Genomic DNA, 21,718 nt, shown 5'->3' with positions numbered 1-21,718 from the left:
GGGCTTCTAGCTGGTGATCTGCCCCACAACCCCACATCCCAGGAGGCCCCGATGTCCGATTCCACCCGCACACCCCAGGCGCCGGACCGAAACCTGGCGATGGAACTGGTGCGCGTCACCGAGGCAGCGGCGCTGGCGGCCGGCCGGTGGGTGGGCCGCGGCGACAAGAAGGGTGGCGACCAGGCCGCCGTGGACGCCATGCGGGAGTTGCTCTCGACGGTGTCGATGCGCGGAGTGGTGGTGATCGGTGAGGGCGAGAAAGACGAAGCCCCCATGCTCTACAACGGCGAAGAAGTGGGCAACGGCGAGGGGCCTGAGGTGGATGTGGCCGTCGACCCGATCGACGGCACCACGCTGATGGCCGAGGGCCGCCCCAACTCCATCGCGGTGATCGCGGTGTCCGAGCGGGGCACCATGTTCGACCCGTCGGCGGTGTTCTACATGGAGAAGATCGCCGTGGGCCCCGAGGCTCGCGGCGCCATCGACATCACCCAGTCGGTGGAGTGGAATGTGCGGTCGGTGGCCAAGGCCAAGGGCATCGAGGTCGGTGACACCAGCGTGGTCATCCTCGACCGACCGCGGCATGCCGATCTCATCGCGCAGGTGCGCGACGCCGGCGCCAAGGTGCGGCTGATCTCCGACGGTGACGTGGCCGGCGCGGTGGCCGCAGCGGGCGACTACAGCACCATCGACATGTTGATGGGCATCGGCGGCACGCCCGAAGGGATCATCACCGCGGTCTCGATGAAGTGCATGGGCGGAGAGATCCAGGGACGGCTGTGGCCGCGTGATGACGCCGAGCGGCAGAAGGCCGTCGACGCCGGGCACGACCTGGGCCGGGTGCTCACCACCGAGGACCTGGTCAGCGGCGAGAACATGTTCTTCTGTGCCACCGGGGTGACCAATGGCGACATGCTGCGCGGGGTGACCTACCGCCCCACGGGGGCCACCACCCGGTCGCTGGTGATGCGGTCGAAGTCGGGCACCATCCGCCGCATCGAGGCCGTGCATCAGCTGGCCAAGCTGCGCGAGTTCGCCTCCATCGACTTCGGCGTCTGACCGCGCCGTCGATAGGCTGACGTCCATGAGCAACGATGCCACTTCCGAGTACCGGATCGAACACGACACCATGGGCGAGGTCCGCGTGCCCATCAACGCCCTGTGGCGTGCACAGACTCAGCGTGCGGTAGAGAACTTCCCCATCTCGCACCGACCGTTGGAGCGCACCCAGATCCGTGCGATGGGCCTGCTGAAAGCGGCGTGCGCACAGGTGAACCTTGACCTCGGACTGCTGGATGCCGAGAAGGCCAACGCGATCATCGCCGCGGCCACCGAGATCGCCGACGGCGCCCACGACGACCAGTTCCCCATCGACGTGTTCCAGACCGGTTCGGGCACCAGCTCGAACATGAACACCAACGAGGTGATCGCATCCATCGCCAAGGCGGGCGGGGTGGAGGTGCACCCCAACGACCACGTCAACATGTCCCAGTCGTCCAACGACACCTTCCCCACCGCCACCCACGTCGCGGCCACCGAAGCCGCTGCCACAGACCTGATCCCGGCACTGCAGCACCTGCACTCCGCACTCACCGACAAGGCTTCGCAGTGGCGTGAGGTGGTCAAGTCCGGGCGCACCCATCTGATGGACGCGGTGCCGGTCACCCTGGGTCAGGAGTTCGGCGGGTACGCCCGCCAGGTGGAGGCCGGTATCGAGCGGGTGCAGGCATCGCTGGTGCGCGTGGGTGAGCTACCCATCGGTGGCACCGCGGTGGGCACCGGACTCAACGCGCCGGCCGGTTTCGGCACCAAGGTGGTCGCAGATCTGGTGTCACGCACCGGTGTCGAGCACCTGAGCCTGGCCAAGGACAACTTCGAGGCCCAGGCCGCACGTGATGGTCTGGTCGAGTTGTCGGGTGTCCTCAAGACCGTCGCGGTATCGCTGACCAAGATCGCCAACGACGTGCGCTGGATGGGTTCGGGTCCGCTGACCGGTCTCGGTGAGATCCGTCTACCCGACCTGCAGCCCGGCAGCTCGATCATGCCCGGCAAAGTCAATCCTGTTCTGCCCGAGGCGGTCACGCAGGTGGCCGCGCAGGTCATCGGCAACGATGCCGCAGTCACCTGGGGCGGCGGCAACGGCGCCTTCGAGCTCAACGTCTACATCCCGATGATGGCCCGCAACGTGTTGGAGTCGCTGAAGCTGCTGGCCAACGTGTCGCGGCTGTTCGCCGACAAGTGCATCGTGGGCCTGGAAGCCAACACCGAACACCTCAAGACCTTGGCCGAGAGCTCACCGTCGATCGTCACCCCGCTCAACTCGGCCATCGGCTACGAGGAGGCCGCAGCGGTGGCCAAGCAGGCGTTGAAGGAAGGCAAGACGATTCGCCAGACCGTGATCGATCGCGGTCTCATCGGCGACACCCTCTCCGAAGCCGAACTCGACACGCGCCTCGACGTGCTGAAGATGGCCAACCTGGACCACCAGCGATAGGTGCGCTCCGCGCCCGTGAGCGTTTTTGGAGGGCCTACCCTCCAAAAACGCTCACGGGTCGGATCAGCCGGTGGCGCTGCGCTGCAGGTGGTTCAGTGCGTCGGGAGGCAACAGACCACCGGGCAGCGTGATGCCGGTTGCTCCGATCGAGCGGTTGGGTAGGTAGAAGCTCTGGCCGACGCGCTTGGGCGGCTTGATCAGCGCGAAGTGGATGTTCTGAATCCCGTGCGGGCTGGTGATCACCACCGAGTTCGGGGTGAAACCCAACGTCCACGAAGCGCCGGGCGCGGCGACCTTACCGTACTTGAACCGCAGCGACAGGAAACGAATCCCGAAGAGAAGCGCGAAGATCACGCCCCATCCGACGATCGGCTTCAACGCGCCCGCGCCGCCATCACCGTCAGCGACGTTGAGCAGCACCAACCCGAGCACCACGACCACCGCGATGGCATCGAAGATCAGGGCCAGCGGCTCTGTCGTCCACGCCACGAAGGTGTCGCGCGCCAACCGCCCGGCGTCACCGGGACCAGCCACCCACCGATAGTGCACCGGCGGCCCGTAGGCCGGCTGCGCCTGGGGATACGGCTGCTGCGGATACGACGCCTGCGGGTACTGCTGCAAGGGATACGGCTGCTGGGCGTACTGCGGCTGCGCATACGGCTGCTGAGGGTCTGGTTGCTGCGGATACACAGTCGCCTTTCGATCGATCGACGCCCGAAACCCCCTACCGCTTGAGCAGGAAGAAGGCCGGCTTCAGCTTGTAATCGTAGGTCAGCAACGCACCGAAGCGAGTCTCCCGGTTGTTCAACGTGCGCGGATCAGCCGACAGGTCGCGAATGCTGTAGATGAACACCGGACCGGCATAAGTCCGATCCGACGATGCGGCTCAGACCGGTGGCGATGACCGTGCTGCCCGGCGACGCGCGCTTGATGGCTGGATAGGTGGCTCGCAGCACACGCGCCAACGCCCCCCGGTGAACCCATACGCCGCCGCCGACTCACGCTCGGACAGAGGCCAACCCGATCGTGATCACCGGATCGGCGTCGGGGTCTATCCATCGCAGGATCGCGATCATCGTCGCCTTGTCCACCGCCACGCAGCCCAGCGTCGGGTTTCCGTCGGTGACGTGCAAGAAGATCCCCGAGGCGTATCCCGCGCGGCGCGCGGGGTTGTGAGCGATGTTGATGGCGTAGTCGTACACCGGGCCGCTGTCGTACAGGTTCTCGCTGTCTCCACCGGGGCTGTTCACCTGACGGACGTGGGTGTTGTACGTGGGCGAGCCGGGCAGCTCATCCCACCAGTCCTGCCGATCTGCCTGGAAATACGGAAGTTTGGTGCCCGGGTTCGGCTCCCGGCCGAATCCCTGATCGAGGGCGAAGGTCCCCTCTGGAGTCCGGGGGACGTTGTCGGCGGGGAAACCGATGCCGGCGCTGCCCACCCGTGCAGGCACCGGCCCGATCACCGCCACCCACACACCGTTGCGTCGCTGCCACGCGGTCACCGTGCCCACCGTGGCCGATTGCGTGTCCACCATGACGGCAACCATCTGCGTGGAAGTGGGGAATCCCGGCGGTCCAGACGCATCAGGTGGCGTGGCCACCGGCACCGCGCCTGCAGGTGCCAACCCCAGGGCACCCGACAGGACGGCGACAGCGACCGACATGGCGAGCACTGAGCGGAACATCACACGGCGTTCCAGTCCCACACGCCACATCGACAACATACGTAACTCTGACACCATCAGAGTATGCGGACAAACCGACCGGCGATCGATCTCGGCCACATCACGAAGTGACCACAGATCGACCACCAGCCGGCTCGCCACGCTCCCGGCGCAGCCCCGACCTCGCCCGCTCGCTACGCTCCCGGCGCAGCCCCCGACCTCGCCCGCTCGCTACGCTCCCGGCGCGAACTCCTCGAGCATCTCCGTCACCAGCGCCGCGATCGGCGACCGCTCGCTGCGGGTGAGGGTGATGTGCGCGAACAGCGGGTGACCCTTCAGCTTCTCGATCACCGCAGCCACACCGTCGTGCCGACCCACCCGCAGGTTGTCCCGCTGGGCCACATCGTGGGTGAGCACCACACGCGAGCCAGAACCCAAGCGCGACAACACCGTCAGCAACACGTTGCGCTCCAACGACTGGGCCTCGTCCACGATGACGAACGAGTCATGCAACGAACGGCCCCGAATGTGGGTGAGCGGCAACACTTCCAGCATCCCGCGGCTCAACACCTCTTCGATCACCTCCGTCGAAGCCAAGCCCTCCAACGTGTCGAACACGGCCTGAGCCCACGGGCCCATCTTGTCGGCCTCACTGCCCGGCAAGTAGCCGAGTTGTTGTCCGCCAACGGCATACAACGGTCGAAACACCACCACCTTGCGCTGGGTCCGACGCTCCAGCACCGCTTCCAGACCCGCACACAACGCCAGCGCCGACTTGCCGGTACCCGCCTTGCCGCCCAGCGAAACGATGCCCACGTTCTCGTCGAGCAGCAGATCCAGCGCCACCCGCTGCTCGGCCGAACGGCCGCGCAGCCCGAACGCCTCCCGCTCGCCGCGCACCAACTGCACCTGCTTACCTGCACTCACCCGCCCCAAGGCACTCGATGATCCACCCAGCAGCCGAACGCCGGTGTGGCACGGCAACTCTCGTGCGGCATCGACATCAGTGACGCCATCGGCGAACAATCGGTCTATGTCGGAGGAATCGACGTCCACCTCGGCCATCCCCGACCAGCCCGACACCACCACATCCTGTGCGTGGTACTCGTCGGCCGACAGTCCCACCGCACCCGCCTTCACGCGCAGCGGAGTGTCCTTGGAGACCAGGGTGACATCGAGCCCCTCGGCTCGAAGATTCAACGCACACGCCAAGATCCGCGAGTCATTGGTGTCGGTACGAAAACCCGAGGGCAGGACAGCCGGGTCGGTGTGGTTGAGCTCCACCTGGACGGTGCCGCCCTCGTCTCCGATCGGTACCGGCAGATCCAGCCGACCGTGTTCCAGCCGAAGGTCGTCGAGCATCCGAAGAGCCTCGCGCGCAAACCATCCCAGTTCATGATGGTGGCGTTTGCCTTCGAGTTCGCTGATCACCACCAGCGGAAGGACCACCTGGTGTTCGGCGAAACGCGTCACCGCCCACGGGTCGGACAGCAGCACAGAGGTGTCAAGGACGTAAGTGCGTGTGGTCACTTCAAGGCTCCTCGGCCGTCGCGGCACCCGCGCGGCGTTGCTCGAGCTGACCGGGCCGGCACTGGGACCGGGGCCGGCCCCCTCGCGGTATGTGACCAAACCACGAATGAACCTCCCGAACGGACCACTTCCCCGCAGCCCGTCAACCGCCAACGTACGCGCGGGGCCGCCCGTAGGGCTTTCACCGACGCCGCGTGTTCGTGAACAGTTGGTAACGCAGTCAGCGACTACGCGCGAGCAAGCCCTGACGTGCCGCCTCGGCCTGCGGACCGAGACCGTCGAGGGAACGCAGCGACAACCCGTCGACCAGCGTGGTCACCGCAGCGTCGATCGCGGCGTCACCGGAGAGATCGCCCAGCAGGGCGTACTCATCCTCGAAGTCCGCGATGTCCCCACCGATCGGGTCGGCGTCGCCCACGGCGGCGGCGATCTCGGTGACCACGGCGTCGGGCTGAGCGTTGAGACCGGTGTTGAGGAACGCGATGAACGTGTTCGCCTGGATCACGTCGTCGTCGGCGATGCGCAGCAAGATCTGACGCAGCGGCTCGTCGTCCACCAGCGCCGCCAACGCAACACAGAACTGGTTGCTCAACAACTCGTGTACCGCCATCAGCGCCAGCACCCGAGCGGGCCCGAAAGACGTACGGGCCGTGCTGTTCTGGGCAAAACCCTGGGTGACATGCTGCATCCGCCGGTCCTCGACCACCTGCGGATCGATCTGTCGGGTGACCACCAGGTGATCGCGTAGTGCGATCGCATGGCGGTTGTCCTCGGCGGTCCAGCGACCGACGAACTCACGCCACTCCGAGAACGGCGGGAAGTGGATGGCCAGCACCCGGTGGAACGACGGCAGGTTGTCCTTGGTCAGCAACAACGCGAGCAGGGCAGCACGCAACCGCGGCGCGACGTGGGAATCCTTCGGGGACCAATCGGTACCACCCAGGAAACCGAAGTTGCGGCCCTCGTCCCACGGGACCAGGTCATGCGGATTCCACGCGACGTACGCCTGCTCATGTTCCAGGGCGATCTCGGGCAGCGCCTTCTCCAGCACCATGATCAGCTCGTCGTGGGCGTTGTTGGTCACCTGATCACCATAGAGAACCGCAGCGGAACTGCTAAATCTCGGCGATCAGGCACGAACGGGGGTGGAGAGCATGCCCCACTCTTCCAGACCGTCATACAACGGGAAGTCCAACGCCAGCTGTGACACCCGCGCCCGAAGAGTGGCCACATCAGCGCTCTGACCTGCGGTGAGAGCGGTTGCAATGATGTCGCCCACCTCGGCGAACTGCGCGGCACCGAAGCCTCGGGTGGCCAGCGCCGGGGTACCGATCCGCAGGCCTGAGGTGACCATCGGCGGACGAGGATCGAAGGGGACCGCGTTGCGGTTGACCGTGATGCCCACCTGATGCAGCAGATCCTCGGCCTGCTGGCCGTCGAGCTCGCTGTGCCGCAGGTCGACGAGGACCAGGTGTACGTCGGTGCCGCCGGTCAGCACCGAGATCCCGGCACCGGCCACATCCGATCCCATCAGCCGCTCGGCGACGATCTTGGCGCCCTCCAGCGTGCGCTGCTGCCGATCGACGAACTCGTCGCTGGCGGCGATCTTGAAGGTGACGGCCTTGGCGGCGATCGCGTGCATCAGCGGTCCACCCTGCTGGCCCGGGAACACTGCCGAGTTGAGCTTCTTGGCCCACTCCTGCTTGGCCAGGATCAGACCCGAGCGGGGACCACCGAGGGTCTTGTGCACGGTGGTCGACACCACATCGGCATAGGGCACCGGCGACGGATGCACTTTGGCCGCAACCAATCCCGCGATGTGCGCCATGTCCACCCACAGATGCGCGCCCACCTCGTCGGCGATGGAGCGGTAGGCCTGGAAGTCGAGGGTGCGCGGGTAGGCCGACCAGCCGGCGACGATCACCTTGGGCTTGGACTCCAGGGCGATCTCGCGCACCCGGTCCATGTCGATGCGGAAGTCCGCTTCGCTGACACCGTAGAACACGTTCTCGTAGAGCTTGCCCGAGAAGTTCAGCCGCATGCCGTGGGTGAGGTGGCCGCCGTGAGCGAGGTCGAGACCCAGCAGCGTCTCACCGGGCTCCATCAACGCCATCAGGACAGCCGCGTTGGCCTGGGCGCCCGAATGTGGTTGCACGTTGGCGAATTCGGCGCCGAAGAGCTCCTTGGCGCGGTCGCGAGCGATGTCCTCGATCACGTCGACGTACTCGCAACCGCCGTAGTAGCGGCGACCCGGGTAGCCCTCGGCGTACTTGTTGGTCAGCACGCTGCCCTGAGCCTGCAGGATCGCGCGCGGCACAAAGTTCTCCGAGGCGATCATCTCCAGCGTGTCGCGCTGTCGACTCAGTTCGCCGTTCATCGCGGCGGCGACGTCGGGATCCACTTCGGCCAGGGACGCGGTGGTCAGGTCATGCAGAGTCATGACCTCAGTCTAGGGCGACAATTCCGCCCGCAACGCCGCCGGGGTCAACGGCTCGTCGAGCAGCCGACCGAACCGCTGCAACCGACTGTCCGGCCGGGCTGGGTCGGTGCCGGCGTCCAACCACGTCCGCAGCAGCCGATACCCCTCCACATAGGTGCTGGTGTAGGCCCGCCACAGCGGACTGGACAGGAATCGCAAGGCCTGGCGCGCGTTCTTCTCCGGCGACAACGACCAGGTCCTGAGGTAGTCCACCACCGTGTCGGCGTCGGCTCCCCGATCGTGCATCAGCAGCGCCGCGTCCTGCCGCACCGACTGCAGCCCTACGCTCGCCTTGCCCAACCGGAGGGCCCGCTCGCCGTCGAACCGCAGCCCGAGGTCGGCGTAGATCTCCTGCGCCCACTGGGTCCAATCCGGCCCCATGGCCGCGACCAGCGCGTGGTCGGCCAGTCCTTCGGCCATCAGACACTGTGGCGTGTTCACCAGGAAGATGCTCTGCTCGCGTTGCCCGGCGCCGACGAGCAACTGCTCCTTGCGGCAGTGCTCGGTGTGGTGGCCGGGGTAGGCCTCGTGGGCGATCAGATGCGGCAACGCCGACATGTACTGCGGCAGATCGGTGTTGATGGCCACCGTCGAGCGATAGTCGCCGAGGTAGTAGTTGAAGCCCGACCACGGCTTGTCCGAAACCACCTCGAAGTCCACGATCTCAGAGTCGGGCAGCGGGTAGATCTCGCGCACCCGCTCCCGCAGCGCCGAGCTGAACGCCGCCACACAGTCACCCACCCGCTCGGCAGGGATCTGGTCGGCAGTTCGGTGCGCGTGCAGCCGCTGCGCCAGGTCGCCGGAACCACCCAATGCTTCCGACATCTGCAGATGCGCCTGCCGGTAGGTCTCGGGGTCACCGAGGGCGATGTCGACGTCGAAATACTGGCGTACCTCGTCGACGAAACCGATCTGCTCACCGGCGAACCGACGCGCCGAGCATTCCATCGCCCGCAGATGTGCGGCCACGAACTCGCCACGGGCCGGCGGCAGGTCGCTGGACTCGATCTCACCACGCAACCCCACCACCCGCCCAACCAGCTCCGCGGGCTCGGGGGCCGGCGCTGCGGCCACCTGTGCACGCAGCTCGGCAGGGCCGGTGTAGGCGTCGACAAAACCCTCTTCGAGCCGGTCGAAGGCCAATCCGACACGCAGGTATTCGGTGACGAGGTCGTCGCTGTTCACGTGATCCACGCTACGTGGACCACCCCCGAGTTTCGATCCGCAACGGCATTGGCGACACTTGAGGGCATGCCGCGCGTACCCGGGACCATGCGACGAGCCGCTCTGTGGCGGCGCAACCGCGAGCATCCATGGCACGGGTGACCGAGCCGAGCCCGTACATCGAGCTCGACCGACCCCAGTGGCGGCAGCTGCGCGAATCGGTGCCGCTGGCGATGAGTGAAGAGGAGCTGCGCAGCTACCGCGGCCTGGGCGAACAGATCGACCTGTCCGAGGTGGCCGATGTCTACCTCCCGCTCTCGCGTCTGATCCACCTGCAGGTGGCAGCCCGGCAACGCTTGTTCGCCGCCACCTCCACCTTCCTCGGCGAGAGTCAGCCCGACCGGCAGGTCCCGTTCGTCATCGGCGTGGCCGGCTCGGTGGCGGTGGGAAAGTCGACCACCGCGCGCGTGTTGGCTGCACTGCTGTCGCGGTGGGAGTCACACCCACGCGTCGACCTGGTGACCACCGACGGGTTCTTGCATCCCACCGCCGAGTTGGAGCGGCGAGGGTTGATGCACCGCAAGGGATTTCCCGAGTCATACGATCGCCGGGCGTTGCTGCGCTTTGTGACCGAGGTCAAGTCCGGCGCCGCGGACGTGAGTGCGCCGGTTTATTCGCATCTCACCTACGACATCGTCAAAGACCAGCACCACCACATCCGTCAACCCGACATCCTGATCCTCGAGGGTCTCAACGTGCTGCAGACCGGACCGCGGCTGATGGTCTCGGACCTGTTCGACTTCTCGGTCTACGTCGACGCACGTATCGAGGACATCGAGACCTGGTATGTGTCGCGGTTTCTCGCCATGCGCTCCACCGCGTTCGCCGACCCGAACTCACACTTTCACGCCTACGCCTCGCTGAGTGACAACGAGGCCGTGGCCGCGGCACGCGAACTGTGGCAGGGCATCAACCTGCCCAATCTCGAGCAGAACATCCTGCCCACCCGGCCCCGAGCCACCTTGGTGCTGCGCAAAGACGCCGACCACTCGATCAATCGGGTGCGGCTACGCAAGATCTGAGCGTCAACGACCGAACCGGCGGCTGCGTGCGGCGTAGTCGCGCAGTGCCCGCAGGAAATCCACTCGACGGAACTCCGGCCAGTACGCGTCGGTGAACCAGATCTCCGAGTACGCGCTCTGCCACAACAAGAATCCCGACAGCCGTTGCTCACCCGAGGTGCGGATCACCAGATCAGGATCGGGCTGGCCGCGGGTGTAGAGGTGGGAATCGATGGCCTCGACGGTGACCGACTCGACCAGCTGATCCACGGTGACCGCGTCGACGGTGTCCATGTGTGCCGGCACCCGCTCCACCAGCAGCGACCGCACCGCGTCCACGATCTCTTGGCGTCCGCCGTAGCCGACCGCGACGTTGACCCGCATGCCGCTGCGGCTGACGGTGCGTTCCTCGGCGGTCTTGAGTCGACGCGCAACGCGCACCGGCAGCTGATCCAGGGTGCCGACGATACGAACCCGCCAGTTCTCGTCCGGCGCAGCGATCTCATCGACGATGTCGGGCACGATCTCCATCAGCGCCTCGAGCTCATCAGATGCGCGCTGCAAATTCTCGGTGGACAGCAGGTAGATGGTCACCGTCTCGATGGACAACTCCGTGCACCAGCGCAGCATGTCGGCGATACGCTGCGCGCCCACCCGATGGCCGTGGCTGACGTCTTCGAAACCCGCCTCACGGGCCCATCGGCGGTTGCCGTCACAGATGATCGCGATGTGGCGCGGCATCCGCTCAGGGTCCATGAGCTGCACCAACCGACGCTCGTAGACCCGATACAACGGGCCACGGATGCCGCTGGGAATCACCTTCACGAAAACCGGCCTCACAGATTCGTCTCGGCTCGACCACCCCGTGCCGGCGGCCCTTCGTCGGTAGAGACTACCCCGATCTCAGTGACCGATCCGAAACATTGGAACAGCAAACCTACGCTACCGTAGGTAGGAGTCGTGACAAGGCCGCAACCTGGGAGGTATCGCATGGTTCTCGACCAGAGCGCTGAGTCGACCGAGATCGTCGATCTGCGGCCTCGCATGCGGGGATGGATCCACCTCTATTCGGGGGTGGTGGCGCTGCTCGCCGGCATCACCCTGGTGGCAGTGTCCTGGTCGCTGGTCGGCCCGGTCGCCGCGGCCGCATGCGCCATCTACGCACTCACCGTGGTCGGGGTGTTCGGGGTCAGCGCCACCTACCACCGCGTGCACTGGACCAGCCCGGCCGCACGGATGTGGATGAAACGCGCCGACCACTCGATGATCTTCATCTTCATCGCCGGCAGCTACACCCCGTTCTGCGTGCTGGGACTGCCCCCTCCGACCAAATGGATTGTGCTGTCGGTGGTCTGGGGCGGTGCGGTGGCCGGGGTGATCCTGAAGATGGCCTGGCCCCGGGCTCCTCGGTGGGTGGGGGTGCCGCTGTATCTGATCCTCGGCTGGACCATCGTCGTCGTGCTGCCCACACTGCTGCACCAGACCGGAGTGGCCGTGATCGTGCTGCTGGCCGTCGGTGGCGTGTTCTACAGCGTGGGCGCAGTCCTCTACGCCACCCGCTGGCCCAACCCGTGGCCCACCACCTTCGGCCACCACGAGTTCTTCCACGCCGCCACCGTGGTGGCGGCGTTGGTGCATTACGTGGCCGTGTGGCTGGTGGTGTTCGGCGCGAACTGAACCGGTGGGGCCGCCGATCGGCGAACCCCGACCGCCTCGGCCAACCCCGCCAGTACCTCCACCGTCACCGCGAGGTCCATGCAGCGATCGGTGACCGACTGGCCGTAGACCAGTGGCCGCGCGCTCGGCGACTGGGCGCCGGCGACTAGGAAGCTCTCCAACATCACCGCGGCGATCGCGGTGGTGCCGCCCGCGATCTGATCGGCGACCTCGCGTGCCACCTGCGCCTGGCGCAGGTCGTCTTTGCCGGAGTTGGCGTGTGAGCAGTCGATCATCAGACGCATCGGCAGACCTGCGCGGGCCAGCTGCGCGGTCGCCGCAGCCACCGAGTCGCCGTCGTGGTTGGGGCCGCAACGGCCACCACGCAGGATGACGTGACAGTCCCCGTTGCCGCGGGTCTGCACCACCGCCGCCGACCCGGCGTCGTCGACGCCGAAGAAGACGTGTTGCGCACCGGCGGCCACCACGCCGTCCACGGCCGCGGACACGTCGCCGTCGGTGCCGTTCTTGAAGCCGACGGCCATCGAGAGCCCGGAGGCCAGCTGCCGATGCACCTGCGACTCGGTGGTGCGGGCCCCGATGGCGCCCCACGCGACGGCGTCGGCGATGTACTGCGGACTGGTCGGTTCCAGGAACTCGCACCCGACCGGCAGTCCCACGTCGAGCACATCGAACAGAAGTGAACGGGCCGTGCGCAATCCGCGCTCGATGTCGTAGGTGCCGTCCATCCCGGGATCGTTGATGAGACCCTTCCACCCGACCGTGGTGCGCGGCTTCTCGAAGTAGACGCGCAGCACGATCTTGAGGCGATCAGACAGCCCGACGGTTGCCGCGGCCAGCCGCCGCGCATAGTCCAGGGCCGCTACCGGATCGTGTACCGAGCAGGGTCCGACCACCACCAGCAGCCGGTCGTCGCGGCCGGCGAGGATGTCGGCGATCTCGTCGCGGTCACGCTGCACCTGGCGCGCCCGATCGGGCGTCAACGGTAGTGCTACGCGCAGGTCAGCCGGCGAGGGCAGGCGGCGCAACGCCTGTACGCGGCGATTGGTGATGTCCTGCGCGGGTTCGGTGGTGGGGGTGACGGTGCTGGTCATGACGGCCTTTCGAATCTCTCGACGGGCACGCGCATGACGGTTGCATCCGGTGCCCTGGACAACAAAAAAGCAGCGACCGTGGCGGTCGCTGCTCGGGCTCCGGGAGGTGCGGTCAGGCGTCGTTCAGGTCAGACGCTCATCGACGGCTCCACCCGGAGCCTCGATAAAGCGCCAGCTGTGACCGGCTGAGTTCCTACCCATGGCGCAGACCATAGCAGGTGGGCCGGCGACCCCGACGGCACGTTTCGATACCGTCGGTAACGTTTCACATGTGTTACGAAACCGTTAGCCATCCTTTGTGGAATCGCCCAGAGATGTGCAATCGTGCACATTCTGTGATCGGGGTAACTCTAGGTTCGCTCTCGGGTGTTCGGAGCACCGCACGCCCCACTTTGATCACGGAGGACAGCCAATGAAGGTTTCATCTCCCATCCGCACCCGTCGCATCGGTGCCGTCGTTGCCGCCGCAGCTGCGGTCGCCGGCATTGCCGTCGGAGCAGGTCCTGCGGGCGCAGCGACCATCTCCCCGGCCGGAGTGCCGTTCACGGCACCGGGCACCATCACCGTCACCTCGCCCGCATCGTTCGGTGCGCCGGTGGACTGCTCGATCACCCTCAGCGGCACGGTGGCCGCCGATGGCGCCTCGGCGTCGATCACCAGCGCCACCACATCCGGCGCCAGCGCGCTGTGCAACCTGCCCCAGGTGACCGGACTGCCGTGGACGCTGACCCCCACCAGCACCACGTCGGGCACAGTGAGCAACGTCGGCTTCACCATCAGCGGTCAGTCCTGCGGTCCGGCCACGCTGACGGGCTCGTTCGACAACCTGACGAACACGTTGTCCTCCACCAACCAGTCGCTACCCGGCAACTGCACCATCAACAGCCTGTCGGTGGTCCCCAACCCGGCGTTCACGCTGAGCTGACCTCACGGCGCAACGCACACGGCCCCGAGACCGACGATGGTCTCGGGGCCGTGTGTGTTGCCCGGGTTGCTCATATCCGGTTGTGCCTCAAGCGATCCCGCCGCCGGGCGGGGTGTCGTCGCGCTCACGAACCACTCCGGCCCGATCGGTGCCCTCATCGGCAGCCTGATCGGCCTCAGGGGCATCGCGCGAGAACGACGTGGGCAGCTTGCGCAGATGCTTGTTCATCGACCGCATCAAGAACACCGTCGCCACCAGCAGCAGGAGCACCAACAGCAGCCCCAGCGGGGAGGCCTTGCCGAACTCGGGTCCGTTGGCGTCCTTGGCCATGACGTCGGCCAATACATAAGTCATCGAGGTCATCGGGAACCACCGCCTGTAGTCGGGTCCTCGGAGTCGGCGACGATCCCAGCGAACAGATCGGTCTCGGGTATGGCAGTGCTCACCCTGGTCTTGCCCAACTCGAACTCCTCGGTGGGCCACAACCGCTGTTGCCATTGCATCGGCACCGCGAAGAACACACCGTTGGGGTCGATCTGGGTGGCGTGTGCGCGCAGCGCCTCGTCGCGCAACGGAAAGTACTCACCGCAGGTGATCTGCGTGGTCACCCGCCCCATGACGTCGCCGCGGCTGGGATCCCACTTGGCCAGCCACTCCTTGTACGGGCTCTCCTGCCCGTGCCTTTCGAACTCGTCGGAGAACCGCACCATCCGGTCACGGATGAAGCCGTGGGTGTAGTAGATCTTCGAAACCTCCCATGGCGCACCGGCTTCGGGGAACCTGTCGGGGTCACCGGACGCCTCGAACGCGGCCATCGAGACCTCGTGGCAGCGAATGTGGTCGGGATGGGGATATCCGCCGTGCTCGTCGTAGGTGATCATCACGTGCGGGCGGAACTCACGCACCACGCGGACAAGCGCCTCGGTGGACTCCTCCAGCGGGACCAAAGCGAAACAGCCCTCCGGCAACGGCGGCGGCGGATCACCCTCGGGCAGACCGGAATCGACATATCCCAACCAGGTCTGTCGCACTCCCAGCGCGGCTGCCGCGGCCGCCATCTCCTCCTTGCGCACCTCGCCGATACGGTCGCGGATACCCGGAACGTCCATCGCAGGGTTGAGGATGTCGCCCCGCTCGCCACCGGTGAGGGTGACCACCAGGACCTCGTGACCCTCTTTGACGTACTTGGCCATCGTGGCCGCACCCTTGCTCGACTCGTCGTCGGGATGGGCATGTACCGCCATCAGCCGAAGGCCACTCACCACTAACATCCTCACGTCACGGTGCTGCCACCTCGCTACCTGCGGATGGGCCACACCTCGTCGACACCATGATAGGTATGGAGCCATGACGAACGGCGGCTCACTCCCCCCTGGGCGATATCCCGCCGAACAGTCGGCCGATAGCCGACGTCGGTGGGTGATCGCCCTGTCGGTCGTGGTGGTGGCGGCCGGGGTCGGGATCGCGTGGCTGGGCTACGACCGATTCGCCGATCCGCCGGTGTCGGGTGAGGCGACCGGCTACGAGATCCTCGACGACTCCACCATCGACATCCAGTTCACCGTCACCCGCCGCGACCCGTCCAACCCGGTGGCATGTGTGTTGCGGGCGCGATCCAAGGACGGCTCGGAGACCGGCCGCCGCGAGATCTTGATCCCACCGAGCAACTCCACGCAGGTAGGCGTCCGATCGCAGGTGCGCACCTCCCAGCCGCCGGCCATCGCCGAGGTCTTCGGCTGCACCGAGAACGTGCCCGCGTACCTGAAGGCCGTCGGGAACTGACCCCGGAGGTCACGATTTCATAACTGCCCGTTCGATGCGCTAACGACGACGTCCGGTACTGCGAGATACCAGAGTCTGGTCCACATCGCGACAGGAGCTCCCTCATGCGCACGCGCCCCGCTTTCCTCGCCACGCTCGCCCTGGTCGTCGCACCGCTGGGGACGGCTGCATGTGGCGACGAATCCACCGCCACCACCGCGACCTCCACCAGCACGGTCACCCGCACGATCACCCCGGACGCGCAGGCGCCCGATGCCCAGGCGTCCGATGCCCAGGCGTCTGCGGGGCGACCTGCGACCGGGGGAACCGATGCCGGCGCCCCGGAAGGCACCTTCACCACCACCCCGTGTGGGCCACGACCACTGAGTACCGCGGTGATCAACGCGGCCATCGCGCGTATCCCCACCGACGGCCCCGCCTACCGGTGGACTGCAGAGGGATCGAACTTCAACTCGTGCAACGCCATCTCCTACGTCGAGCTGGCCACCGATCGGGGAACCGGCTCGTCGCCGTGGCAGCTGATGATCTTCGACTCGGCCGGGGAGTTCCTGGGCACCGGGGTGAGATGCAACCTGCCCGGCCAACAGGTGACCGGAGCCGGACCCGATCACATCGACGTGCGCTACCGCTACTCCAAGCCGGGCGAGAGCACCGCAGGCGGAACCGGTGTCGCGTCGGTGTCCTTCCGCTGGAACGGATCTCGCGTGGTGATGGTCGGCACCCTGCCCACCGAGCTCACCTTCGACAGATGCTGATGCGCGTGCGGGTCTAGTCTGCCCCCATGGTTTCTCCGACAACTCAGTCTGGGCAGCCGGTGTCGCACTCTGGGGGATCCCAGCGGACCTCGCGTCCGGCGGCACCGGCCTTCGCCTCCCTCTCCAGCCCCTACTTCCCGATGCTCGTCGCCGTGTTCGTCGGCGTCATGCTCATCAGCAACATCACCGGCACCAAAGGGGTGCTGCTCTTCCCGTCCCTGCACCTTGACCTGGGTCCGATTAAGCTCGACGGCCTGGTCACCGACGGTGCGTTCTATCTGTTTCCACTGGCCTACGTCCTCGGCGACGTCATCAGTGAGGTCTACGGCTTCCGCGCCATGCGCCGGGTGATCGCCAGCGGGTTCGCCGTACTGCTGCTGGCCTCGGCCTGCTTCTGGCTCACCATCCATCTGCCTGCCGCGGACTTCTACGACGGCCAGGACGCCTTCAAGACCGTGGCCGGCGTGGTCCCACAGTTCTTGCTGGCCGGCTTGGCCGGCTACCTCGTCGGCGAGTTCCTCAACTCGTTCGTGCTGGTGAAGATGAAGGAGTACAGCGGCGAGCGACACCTGTGGGCTCGTCTGCTGGGTTCGACCGTGGTCGGTGAGTTCTTCGACACCCTGGTGTTCTGCTCGATCGCAGCCAGCGCGCTGGGCATCAGCACCGCCGGCGACTTCATCAACTACACGGTGGTCGGATTCGTCTGGAAAACGTTGGTGGAACTGATGATCATGCCCCTCACCTACGCGGTGGTGCGGTACCTCAAACGTGCCGAACCCTCGTACCAAGAAGCGTTGGCCGCCACGACCACAAACCCCTGACCTATCAGCACAGATTTCGGTCATCGACCCCACCACCTGGTAGTCTTGACCGACACACGGCTCCCGTTGGGGCCGTGTTGCTGCATTTAGGCACGTGCCCGCCGTCGTCGGCGGCGCGGCGTGGCCCGGCGAGCGGGCACCACTAGTTTCGAAGGAGTGACACCATGACCGACACCCAGGTGACGTGGCTGACCCAGGAGTCCCACGACCGGCTCAAGGAAGAACTCGACTCGCTGATCGCCAACCGCCCGGTCATCGCCGCCGAGATCAACGAGCGTCGCGAAGAGGGAGACCTCAAGGAGAACGGTGGCTACCACGCCGCGCGTGAGGAGCAGGGCCAGCAGGAGGCGCGTATCCGCCAGCTGCAGGAGCTGCTGAACACCGCCAAGGTGGGCGAGGCACCCACGCAATCCGGTGTGGCCCTTCCCGGTTCAGTGGTCAAGGTCTACTACGACGGCGACAAGTCCGACACCGAGACCTTCCTCATCGCCACCCGCGAGGAGGGTGCCAACGACGGCTCGCTGGAGGTCTACTCCCCCAGCTCGCCGCTGGGTAGCGCCCTGATCGACGCGACCGTCGGCGAGACCCGCGAGTACACCGTGCCCAGCGGGGCGACCGTCAAGGTCACCCTCGTCAGCGCGGAGCCGTATCACTCCTGAGCGGCAATCACCGCAGGCCAGGCGGCCCGCTGTCAATGATCCGTTGACATCGTCCCGGGTTGCGCGCCATGCTTCTGGCATGCGCGTCAACCTGGGATTGACATCTGCGCTCGCGAATCGAGCGATCATCGTCGCGGTCGTGGGACTGCTCGGCGCCACTGCGGCCTGCTCCACCGACCGCGCGGCACCATCGGCGCCGCGTACCTCGATCGCTGCCGCACCGGTGCCCACCGGTGCGGCCGTCGAACAATTGCGATGGTTCGTCAGCGTCAGCCCACGTCTGGCACCGGGGCAAGTTCCTTTGCCCGACAATGAGTTACGAGCCCGATTCAGTGACGCTGCCTATCGCGGCCTGGGCGGTTCGGCGGCGGCGATCAACGCAAAGTTGGCTCCGTTCGCCGACCTCACGCTGGAGTTCCTGAGGGCGGCCGACACGCCAACCACCGCACATGCAGTGGTCGGCTCCGCCGGGGGGGACTTGGCCGCGACAGTGACCGTGGACGCCGACGGTCGGATCAGCGGCCTGCTGTTCACACCGCGACCCGCCGCACCCGCGAGTTGGTCGCAGCTGGACCAACGCCTGCGTGCCCTCGCACCACGGGCATCGATCGCTGTGGATGAGATCGACCCGACCAGCGGGGTCGCGCCGCGATGCCGACCGGTCCACGGGGTCGACCCCGACACTCGACGGCCACTCGGATCTGCCTTCAAACTGTATGTTTTGGGCGCGTTGGCCGATGCGGTGAGGGCCGGTCGCATCCGGTGGGACGACAGTGTCGCCGTGCGCGACGACTGGAAGAGCCTGCCCTCGGGGGTCCTGCAGAACGACCCGGCCGGCACTCGCATCAGCTATCGCCGACTCGCTGATTTGATGATCTCCATCAGCGACAACACCGCCGCCGACCACCTGATCAACACGCTGGGCCGCTCTGCGGTGCAGAGCGTGCTCACCCGTTTCGGCAACTCCGATCCCGCCGCATCGACCCCGTTCTTGACCACGCGAGAACTGTTCGTGCTCAAGACGTCTCGCTACCCGCAGGACGCACAGGCCTACCTGGCCACACCGCCCGACCGTCGTGAGCAGGCCCTCTCGGCGCTGGCCGACACCCCGTTCGGCGACACCGCCTCGTGGGTGGCGCCCCGCGAGATCGACCGTCTGGAATGGTTTGGTTCGCCGAGCGACATCTGTCGGGCCTTCGCCGGCCTGACCCGTGCGAGCGCCACTGCCACCGGGGCGCCGGTGGGGGCAGCGCTGTCGATCAACGACGGCGGGTTGTTGTTGTCGCCGACCGCCTTCCCCCGGGTCTGGTTCAAGGGTGGCTCCGAGCCCGGCGTGCTCACCCTGAACTATCTGGCGGGCACGCCCGACGGGCGCATCGTCACCGTCTCGACGATGATCAGCAACCCGACCGCGCCGATCGAGGAGAACACCGTCATCCCCGAAATCCAGTCGATCATCCGCGGCGCCGTGGCCCTGGCTGTGGCGGGCGATGAGCAACCCCGCTGACGACCAGGCCACGGTCGAGGTCCTCCGACAGAGTCTCGCGTTGATCATCGACGCGTTGCACCCCGATGGCCGGGCGGATTCGTTGGCAGCGCTCGCGGCCGCTGACAGCGCCACAAGCGCATTGGCCGACGCCCAGAGTGCCTTGGTCGCGCGGGCCCGTGGCGCCGGGCACACGTGGTCTGAGATCGGCGACATCCTGCGCATCAGTCGGCAGGCGGCCCAACAACGTTTCGGCGCACGTGCCGTTCCGGTCCCTGATCGCCGGCCGGTGCTCGCCGCCCGCACCATCGCAGATCTCTGCGCCGCAGGCGACTTCGCGGCTGCGCGCGCGGACTGGACTGATCAGATGCGCGCGGCGGTCAGCCCAGAACAGCTGCGCGACCTGTGGCGCTCGATCGAAAACGATGCCGGCGCACTGCAACTCATCGGTCGCGCGAACACCGGATCCCGAGGTCCCTACCAGGTGGTCGACCTCCCACTGATCTTCCACCACGGCCCGGTCTGGATGCGAACATCGTTCACGCACGCGGGAAAGGTCGCCGGACTGTTCCTGCGGTTCAGCGCATTCGACGACGACCCCGCTCTGGACGACTGAGCACACCAGCGGTTTCACCGATTCCTGTCCCACCCCTCACCGCTGCTTCAGAGTTCCCTTAGACGCCGCCGGTGTAGTGGAGTCATGACCGAAACAGTGATCGTCACCTTCGCCCCACAGTCCGAGCCCGGCACCATCACCGAGACGCTGCTGTCGCGGGGATACCGCGTGGTGGCCACCGGCCCACACCTGCCCACCCTGTTCGAGGCCGTCCGGCTGGTCGGCGGGGGGCTGCGGTCGATCGTCGTGGCCGACCCCGAGGAACTTCCCCGTGTGGTCGAGCAGACCGTCAAGCGCTACGGGTCGGTGATCGCCATCGTCGACGGCTCGGTGTCGGCCGGCGAGGGCATATCGCGGCGTCGGAGATCGCAGACCCTGGCGCAGGACAACGAGACGACGGCCACTGCGGTCGTCTTCAACAGCCTCGACGCCGCGTAGAGCGATTGACCGCCATTGTTTTGTACGTTTTCATTGTGCACTTGCGTGCACGAGCGAACACGCGATTCCGGTGTCCGGGCTGCGCGACCGGCTGTCTGCGGTCGTCGATGACCCGCCCACCCATGGCAAAGCGATAGCCGGCACGGCGTGCCCGTCGCCGTTCTGATGGGATTCGACGCGTTCGAAGCATTGCTCGACGACCTCGATGACGCCGACGGCTACCGCGCTCTCGCCAAGCATGATGCAGACGGCTCGGAGAACGACACCATCCCCCAGGAACTCGCCGCGCGGGACCTCGGAGTCGCGTGACATACGCCGTCACCCGCACCCGGACAGCCGACAAGCCCTCAGCGGCATCGAGAAGCGCGACCGACTGCGGATCGAAGGCGCGATCGCCCTGCTCGCCGAAACCCCACGACCATTCAACGCCACGAAGATGGTCTGCCATACCGACAAATGGCGGATCCGCATCGGCGACTGCCGGGTGCTATCAGCCATCACCAAAGAATGTCTCACGATTCTCGTAATCCACATCGCCCATCGGCTCGACGTGTATCGCTGACCTGCGCGCAGCAGGGCGGCCTCGCCCGGCCACCGCGTCCACTGTGCTCAGATGTGTCCGTGACCATCGGTATGTTAAGTACAACTCATTGTCGCACCGAGGGGACTGTCGATGACTTTGAGCAACCGTGACCGCATGGGCAAAGCTGTGGAATTGCTCGGCTCCACGCTGAATCGGTTTCTCACCGTGACGATCGATTCCGAACTCCCCGACGGCACCACGCGGGTCGATCTGCTGCGCCTGAAGGACGATGTCCGACCATGCCAAGCCGAGCGCGCGTACAACGCCGACGACCCGTCAAACAGCTTCCGGATGATTACCGACAATATCGCATGCAACTATCGCCGCGGCTGGTATCCGTTCGACCAGCATCTCTCCCGGCTGCACCAGGCGTACGCCACCGAAGTCAAGGACATTTGCAACTTGCACGCCCACATGGAGGCGCTCGACAACGACGCCGCCCCATCGCGCGCTCGAAACCAGTGAGTTGCTACTCACCGCCATCCGGCGG

At 66.4% G+C, this 21,718-nt stretch carries 26 protein-coding genes; 15 read left to right on the top strand and 11 right to left on the bottom strand.

What is annotated here, in order from left to right:
• Positions 1 to 51: 51 nt before the first annotated feature.
• Positions 52 to 1,059, top strand: coding sequence for a class II fructose-bisphosphatase (gene glpX, locus KIK15_RS08105; protein ID WP_214243662.1), 1,008 nt, complete (start codon positions 52 to 54; stop codon positions 1,057 to 1,059).
• 25 nt (positions 1,060 to 1,084) lie between these two features.
• Positions 1,085 to 2,494 (top strand): class II fumarate hydratase, encoded by a 1,410-nt coding sequence (locus tag KIK15_RS08100; RefSeq protein ID WP_214243661.1) that lies wholly within the window; start codon positions 1,085 to 1,087, stop codon positions 2,492 to 2,494.
• A gap of 63 nt (positions 2,495 to 2,557) precedes the next feature.
• Here the strand turns inward: KIK15_RS08100 and KIK15_RS08095 are convergent, their stop codons facing one another.
• The 7 genes from KIK15_RS08095 to KIK15_RS08070 all read right to left on the bottom strand — a co-directional run bounded on the left by KIK15_RS08095 (position 2,558) and on the right by KIK15_RS08070 (position 9,361).
• Entirely contained in the window at positions 2,558 to 3,184 is a 627-nt protein-coding gene (locus tag KIK15_RS08095) for a hypothetical protein (RefSeq protein WP_214243660.1), read from the bottom strand.
• Between the two features lie 34 nt (positions 3,185 to 3,218).
• Positions 3,219 to 3,347, bottom strand: coding sequence for a hypothetical protein (locus tag KIK15_RS18575; protein ID WP_284149962.1), 129 nt, complete (start codon positions 3,345 to 3,347; stop codon positions 3,219 to 3,221).
• A gap of 145 nt (positions 3,348 to 3,492) precedes the next feature.
• Positions 3,493 to 4,158 (bottom strand): L,D-transpeptidase, encoded by a 666-nt coding sequence (locus tag KIK15_RS08090; protein ID WP_214243659.1) that lies wholly within the window; start codon positions 4,156 to 4,158, stop codon positions 3,493 to 3,495.
• A 231-nt stretch (positions 4,159 to 4,389) separates the two neighbouring features.
• Entirely contained in the window at positions 4,390 to 5,688 is a 1,299-nt protein-coding gene (locus KIK15_RS08085) for a PhoH family protein (RefSeq protein WP_214243658.1), read from the bottom strand.
• A gap of 220 nt (positions 5,689 to 5,908) precedes the next feature.
• A complete protein-coding gene (locus tag KIK15_RS08080) occupies positions 5,909 to 6,742 on the bottom strand; it encodes an acyl-ACP desaturase (protein WP_214243853.1) in 834 nt (277 codons plus the stop codon).
• A 75-nt stretch (positions 6,743 to 6,817) separates the two neighbouring features.
• Positions 6,818 to 8,128, bottom strand: a complete 1,311-nt coding sequence (gene glyA / locus KIK15_RS08075) for a serine hydroxymethyltransferase (protein WP_214243657.1) — start codon at positions 8,126 to 8,128, stop codon at positions 6,818 to 6,820.
• A gap of 9 nt (positions 8,129 to 8,137) precedes the next feature.
• Positions 8,138 to 9,361: a DUF885 domain-containing protein gene (locus tag KIK15_RS08070; RefSeq protein WP_214243656.1), complete on the bottom strand. Its 1,224-nt coding sequence runs from the start codon at positions 9,359 to 9,361 to the stop codon at positions 8,138 to 8,140.
• 119 nt (positions 9,362 to 9,480) lie between these two features.
• Here KIK15_RS08070 and coaA point away from each other — a divergent pair, with 119 nt between their 5' ends.
• Positions 9,481 to 10,413 (top strand): type I pantothenate kinase, encoded by a 933-nt coding sequence (coaA, locus tag KIK15_RS08065; RefSeq protein ID WP_214243655.1) that lies wholly within the window; start codon positions 9,481 to 9,483, stop codon positions 10,411 to 10,413.
• A gap of 3 nt (positions 10,414 to 10,416) precedes the next feature.
• Here the strand turns inward: coaA and KIK15_RS08060 are convergent, their stop codons facing one another.
• Positions 10,417 to 11,217, bottom strand: coding sequence for an isoprenyl transferase (locus KIK15_RS08060; protein WP_214243654.1), 801 nt, complete (start codon positions 11,215 to 11,217; stop codon positions 10,417 to 10,419).
• A gap of 165 nt (positions 11,218 to 11,382) precedes the next feature.
• On the opposite strand from KIK15_RS08060, the gene KIK15_RS08055 reads away from it, so the two are divergent.
• Positions 11,383 to 12,069 (top strand): hemolysin III family protein, encoded by a 687-nt coding sequence (locus KIK15_RS08055; RefSeq protein ID WP_214243653.1) that lies wholly within the window; start codon positions 11,383 to 11,385, stop codon positions 12,067 to 12,069.
• Here KIK15_RS08055 and KIK15_RS08050 read toward each other — a convergent pair.
• A complete protein-coding gene (locus KIK15_RS08050) occupies positions 12,030 to 13,163 on the bottom strand; it encodes a 3-deoxy-7-phosphoheptulonate synthase (protein ID WP_214243652.1) in 1,134 nt (377 codons plus the stop codon). The two genes, KIK15_RS08055 and KIK15_RS08050, sit on opposite strands and share 40 nt — an antisense overlap.
• A gap of 412 nt (positions 13,164 to 13,575) precedes the next feature.
• On the opposite strand from KIK15_RS08050, the gene praA reads away from it, so the two are divergent.
• Entirely contained in the window at positions 13,576 to 14,088 is a 513-nt protein-coding gene (gene praA, locus KIK15_RS08045) for an alkane oxidation protein activator PraA (RefSeq protein ID WP_214243651.1), read from the top strand.
• Between the two features lie 87 nt (positions 14,089 to 14,175).
• On the opposite strand, the gene KIK15_RS08040 is transcribed toward praA, so the two are convergent.
• Together KIK15_RS08040 and mca are read right to left on the bottom strand one after the other, a co-directional pair.
• Positions 14,176 to 14,442, bottom strand: a complete 267-nt coding sequence (locus KIK15_RS08040; RefSeq protein ID WP_214243852.1) for a hypothetical protein — start codon at positions 14,440 to 14,442, stop codon at positions 14,176 to 14,178.
• Positions 14,443 to 14,447: 5 nt separating this feature from the next.
• Positions 14,448 to 15,332 (bottom strand): mycothiol conjugate amidase Mca, encoded by an 885-nt coding sequence (gene mca, locus KIK15_RS08035; protein ID WP_250324389.1) that lies wholly within the window; start codon positions 15,330 to 15,332, stop codon positions 14,448 to 14,450.
• A 103-nt stretch (positions 15,333 to 15,435) separates the two neighbouring features.
• On the opposite strand from mca, the gene KIK15_RS08030 reads away from it, so the two are divergent.
• From KIK15_RS08030 to KIK15_RS07985, 10 genes are all read left to right on the top strand, one after another.
• Positions 15,436 to 15,870, top strand: a complete 435-nt coding sequence (locus KIK15_RS08030) for a DUF4307 domain-containing protein (RefSeq protein ID WP_214243649.1) — start codon at positions 15,436 to 15,438, stop codon at positions 15,868 to 15,870.
• Positions 15,871 to 15,974: 104 nt separating this feature from the next.
• Positions 15,975 to 16,625: an LppP/LprE family lipoprotein gene (locus KIK15_RS08025; RefSeq protein ID WP_214243648.1), complete on the top strand. Its 651-nt coding sequence runs from the start codon at positions 15,975 to 15,977 to the stop codon at positions 16,623 to 16,625.
• Positions 16,626 to 16,651: 26 nt separating this feature from the next.
• Positions 16,652 to 17,446: a queuosine precursor transporter gene (locus KIK15_RS08020; protein ID WP_214243647.1), complete on the top strand. Its 795-nt coding sequence runs from the start codon at positions 16,652 to 16,654 to the stop codon at positions 17,444 to 17,446.
• A gap of 164 nt (positions 17,447 to 17,610) precedes the next feature.
• Entirely contained in the window at positions 17,611 to 18,105 is a 495-nt protein-coding gene (gene greA / locus KIK15_RS08015) for a transcription elongation factor GreA (RefSeq protein WP_214243646.1), read from the top strand.
• A gap of 79 nt (positions 18,106 to 18,184) precedes the next feature.
• Positions 18,185 to 19,612 carry a serine hydrolase gene (locus KIK15_RS08010; RefSeq protein ID WP_214243645.1) on the top strand — a complete coding sequence of 476 codons (1,428 nt, stop codon included), beginning with the start codon at positions 18,185 to 18,187 and terminating at the stop codon, positions 19,610 to 19,612.
• Positions 19,596 to 20,207: a DUF3887 domain-containing protein gene (locus tag KIK15_RS08005; RefSeq protein WP_214243644.1), complete on the top strand. Its 612-nt coding sequence runs from the start codon at positions 19,596 to 19,598 to the stop codon at positions 20,205 to 20,207. The genes KIK15_RS08010 and KIK15_RS08005 overlap by 17 nt, the downstream gene beginning before the upstream one ends.
• Before the next feature lie 84 nt (positions 20,208 to 20,291).
• Positions 20,292 to 20,645 carry a hypothetical protein gene (locus KIK15_RS08000; RefSeq protein ID WP_214243643.1) on the top strand — a complete coding sequence of 118 codons (354 nt, stop codon included), beginning with the start codon at positions 20,292 to 20,294 and terminating at the stop codon, positions 20,643 to 20,645.
• 147 nt (positions 20,646 to 20,792) lie between these two features.
• Positions 20,793 to 20,954, top strand: coding sequence for a hypothetical protein (locus KIK15_RS07995; protein ID WP_214243642.1), 162 nt, complete (start codon positions 20,793 to 20,795; stop codon positions 20,952 to 20,954).
• Positions 20,884 to 21,207, top strand: coding sequence for a type II toxin-antitoxin system RelE/ParE family toxin (locus KIK15_RS18880; protein WP_214243641.1), 324 nt, complete (start codon positions 20,884 to 20,886; stop codon positions 21,205 to 21,207). Before KIK15_RS07995 ends, KIK15_RS18880 begins: the two co-directional genes overlap by 71 nt.
• 111 nt (positions 21,208 to 21,318) lie before the next feature.
• Positions 21,319 to 21,693, top strand: a complete 375-nt coding sequence (locus KIK15_RS07985) for a Swt1 family HEPN domain-containing protein (RefSeq protein WP_214243640.1) — start codon at positions 21,319 to 21,321, stop codon at positions 21,691 to 21,693.
• Positions 21,694 to 21,718 lie beyond the last annotated feature (25 nt).

The sequence above is a fragment of the Williamsia sp. CHRR-6 genome (assembly GCF_018474015.1).
Lineage (GTDB): Bacteria > Actinomycetota > Actinomycetes > Mycobacteriales > Mycobacteriaceae > Williamsia_A.
The sequence above is the reverse complement of the archived record's forward strand: the minus strand, read 5'-3'. Positions and strand labels throughout refer to the sequence as shown.

Excerpts from the sequence above, each read along its gene's own strand:
- glpX (WP_214243662.1), top strand. The coding sequence starts at position 52 with ATGTCCGATTCCACCCGCACACCCCAGGCGCCGGACCGAAACCTGGCG.
- KIK15_RS08100 (WP_214243661.1), top strand. The coding sequence starts at position 1,085 with ATGAGCAACGATGCCACTTCCGAGTACCGGATCGAACACGACACCATG.
- KIK15_RS08090 (WP_214243659.1), bottom strand. The coding sequence starts at position 4,158 with ATGTCGGTCGCTGTCGCCGTCCTGTCGGGTGCCCTGGGGTTGGCACCT.
- KIK15_RS08080 (WP_214243853.1), bottom strand. The coding sequence starts at position 6,742 with ATGGTGCTGGAGAAGGCGCTGCCCGAGATCGCCCTGGAACATGAGCAG.
- glyA (WP_214243657.1), bottom strand. The coding sequence starts at position 8,128 with ATGACTCTGCATGACCTGACCACCGCGTCCCTGGCCGAAGTGGATCCC.
- coaA (WP_214243655.1), top strand. The coding sequence starts at position 9,481 with ATGGCACGGGTGACCGAGCCGAGCCCGTACATCGAGCTCGACCGACCC.
- KIK15_RS08055 (WP_214243653.1), top strand. The coding sequence starts at position 11,383 with ATGGTTCTCGACCAGAGCGCTGAGTCGACCGAGATCGTCGATCTGCGG.
- KIK15_RS08050 (WP_214243652.1), bottom strand. The coding sequence starts at position 13,163 with ATGACCAGCACCGTCACCCCCACCACCGAACCCGCGCAGGACATCACC.
- praA (WP_214243651.1), top strand. The coding sequence starts at position 13,576 with ATGAAGGTTTCATCTCCCATCCGCACCCGTCGCATCGGTGCCGTCGTT.
- KIK15_RS08040 (WP_214243852.1), bottom strand. The coding sequence starts at position 14,442 with ATGACTTATGTATTGGCCGACGTCATGGCCAAGGACGCCAACGGACCC.
- mca (WP_250324389.1), bottom strand. The coding sequence starts at position 15,332 with ATGGCGGTACATGCCCATCCCGACGACGAGTCGAGCAAGGGTGCGGCC.
- KIK15_RS08030 (WP_214243649.1), top strand. The coding sequence starts at position 15,436 with ATGACGAACGGCGGCTCACTCCCCCCTGGGCGATATCCCGCCGAACAG.
- KIK15_RS08025 (WP_214243648.1), top strand. The coding sequence starts at position 15,975 with ATGCGCACGCGCCCCGCTTTCCTCGCCACGCTCGCCCTGGTCGTCGCA.
- KIK15_RS08020 (WP_214243647.1), top strand. The coding sequence starts at position 16,652 with ATGGTTTCTCCGACAACTCAGTCTGGGCAGCCGGTGTCGCACTCTGGG.
- greA (WP_214243646.1), top strand. The coding sequence starts at position 17,611 with ATGACCGACACCCAGGTGACGTGGCTGACCCAGGAGTCCCACGACCGG.
- KIK15_RS08010 (WP_214243645.1), top strand. The coding sequence starts at position 18,185 with ATGCGCGTCAACCTGGGATTGACATCTGCGCTCGCGAATCGAGCGATC.
- KIK15_RS08005 (WP_214243644.1), top strand. The coding sequence starts at position 19,596 with ATGAGCAACCCCGCTGACGACCAGGCCACGGTCGAGGTCCTCCGACAG.
- KIK15_RS08000 (WP_214243643.1), top strand. The coding sequence starts at position 20,292 with ATGACCGAAACAGTGATCGTCACCTTCGCCCCACAGTCCGAGCCCGGC.
- KIK15_RS18880 (WP_214243641.1), top strand. The coding sequence starts at position 20,884 with ATGATGCAGACGGCTCGGAGAACGACACCATCCCCCAGGAACTCGCCG.
- KIK15_RS07985 (WP_214243640.1), top strand. The coding sequence starts at position 21,319 with ATGACTTTGAGCAACCGTGACCGCATGGGCAAAGCTGTGGAATTGCTC.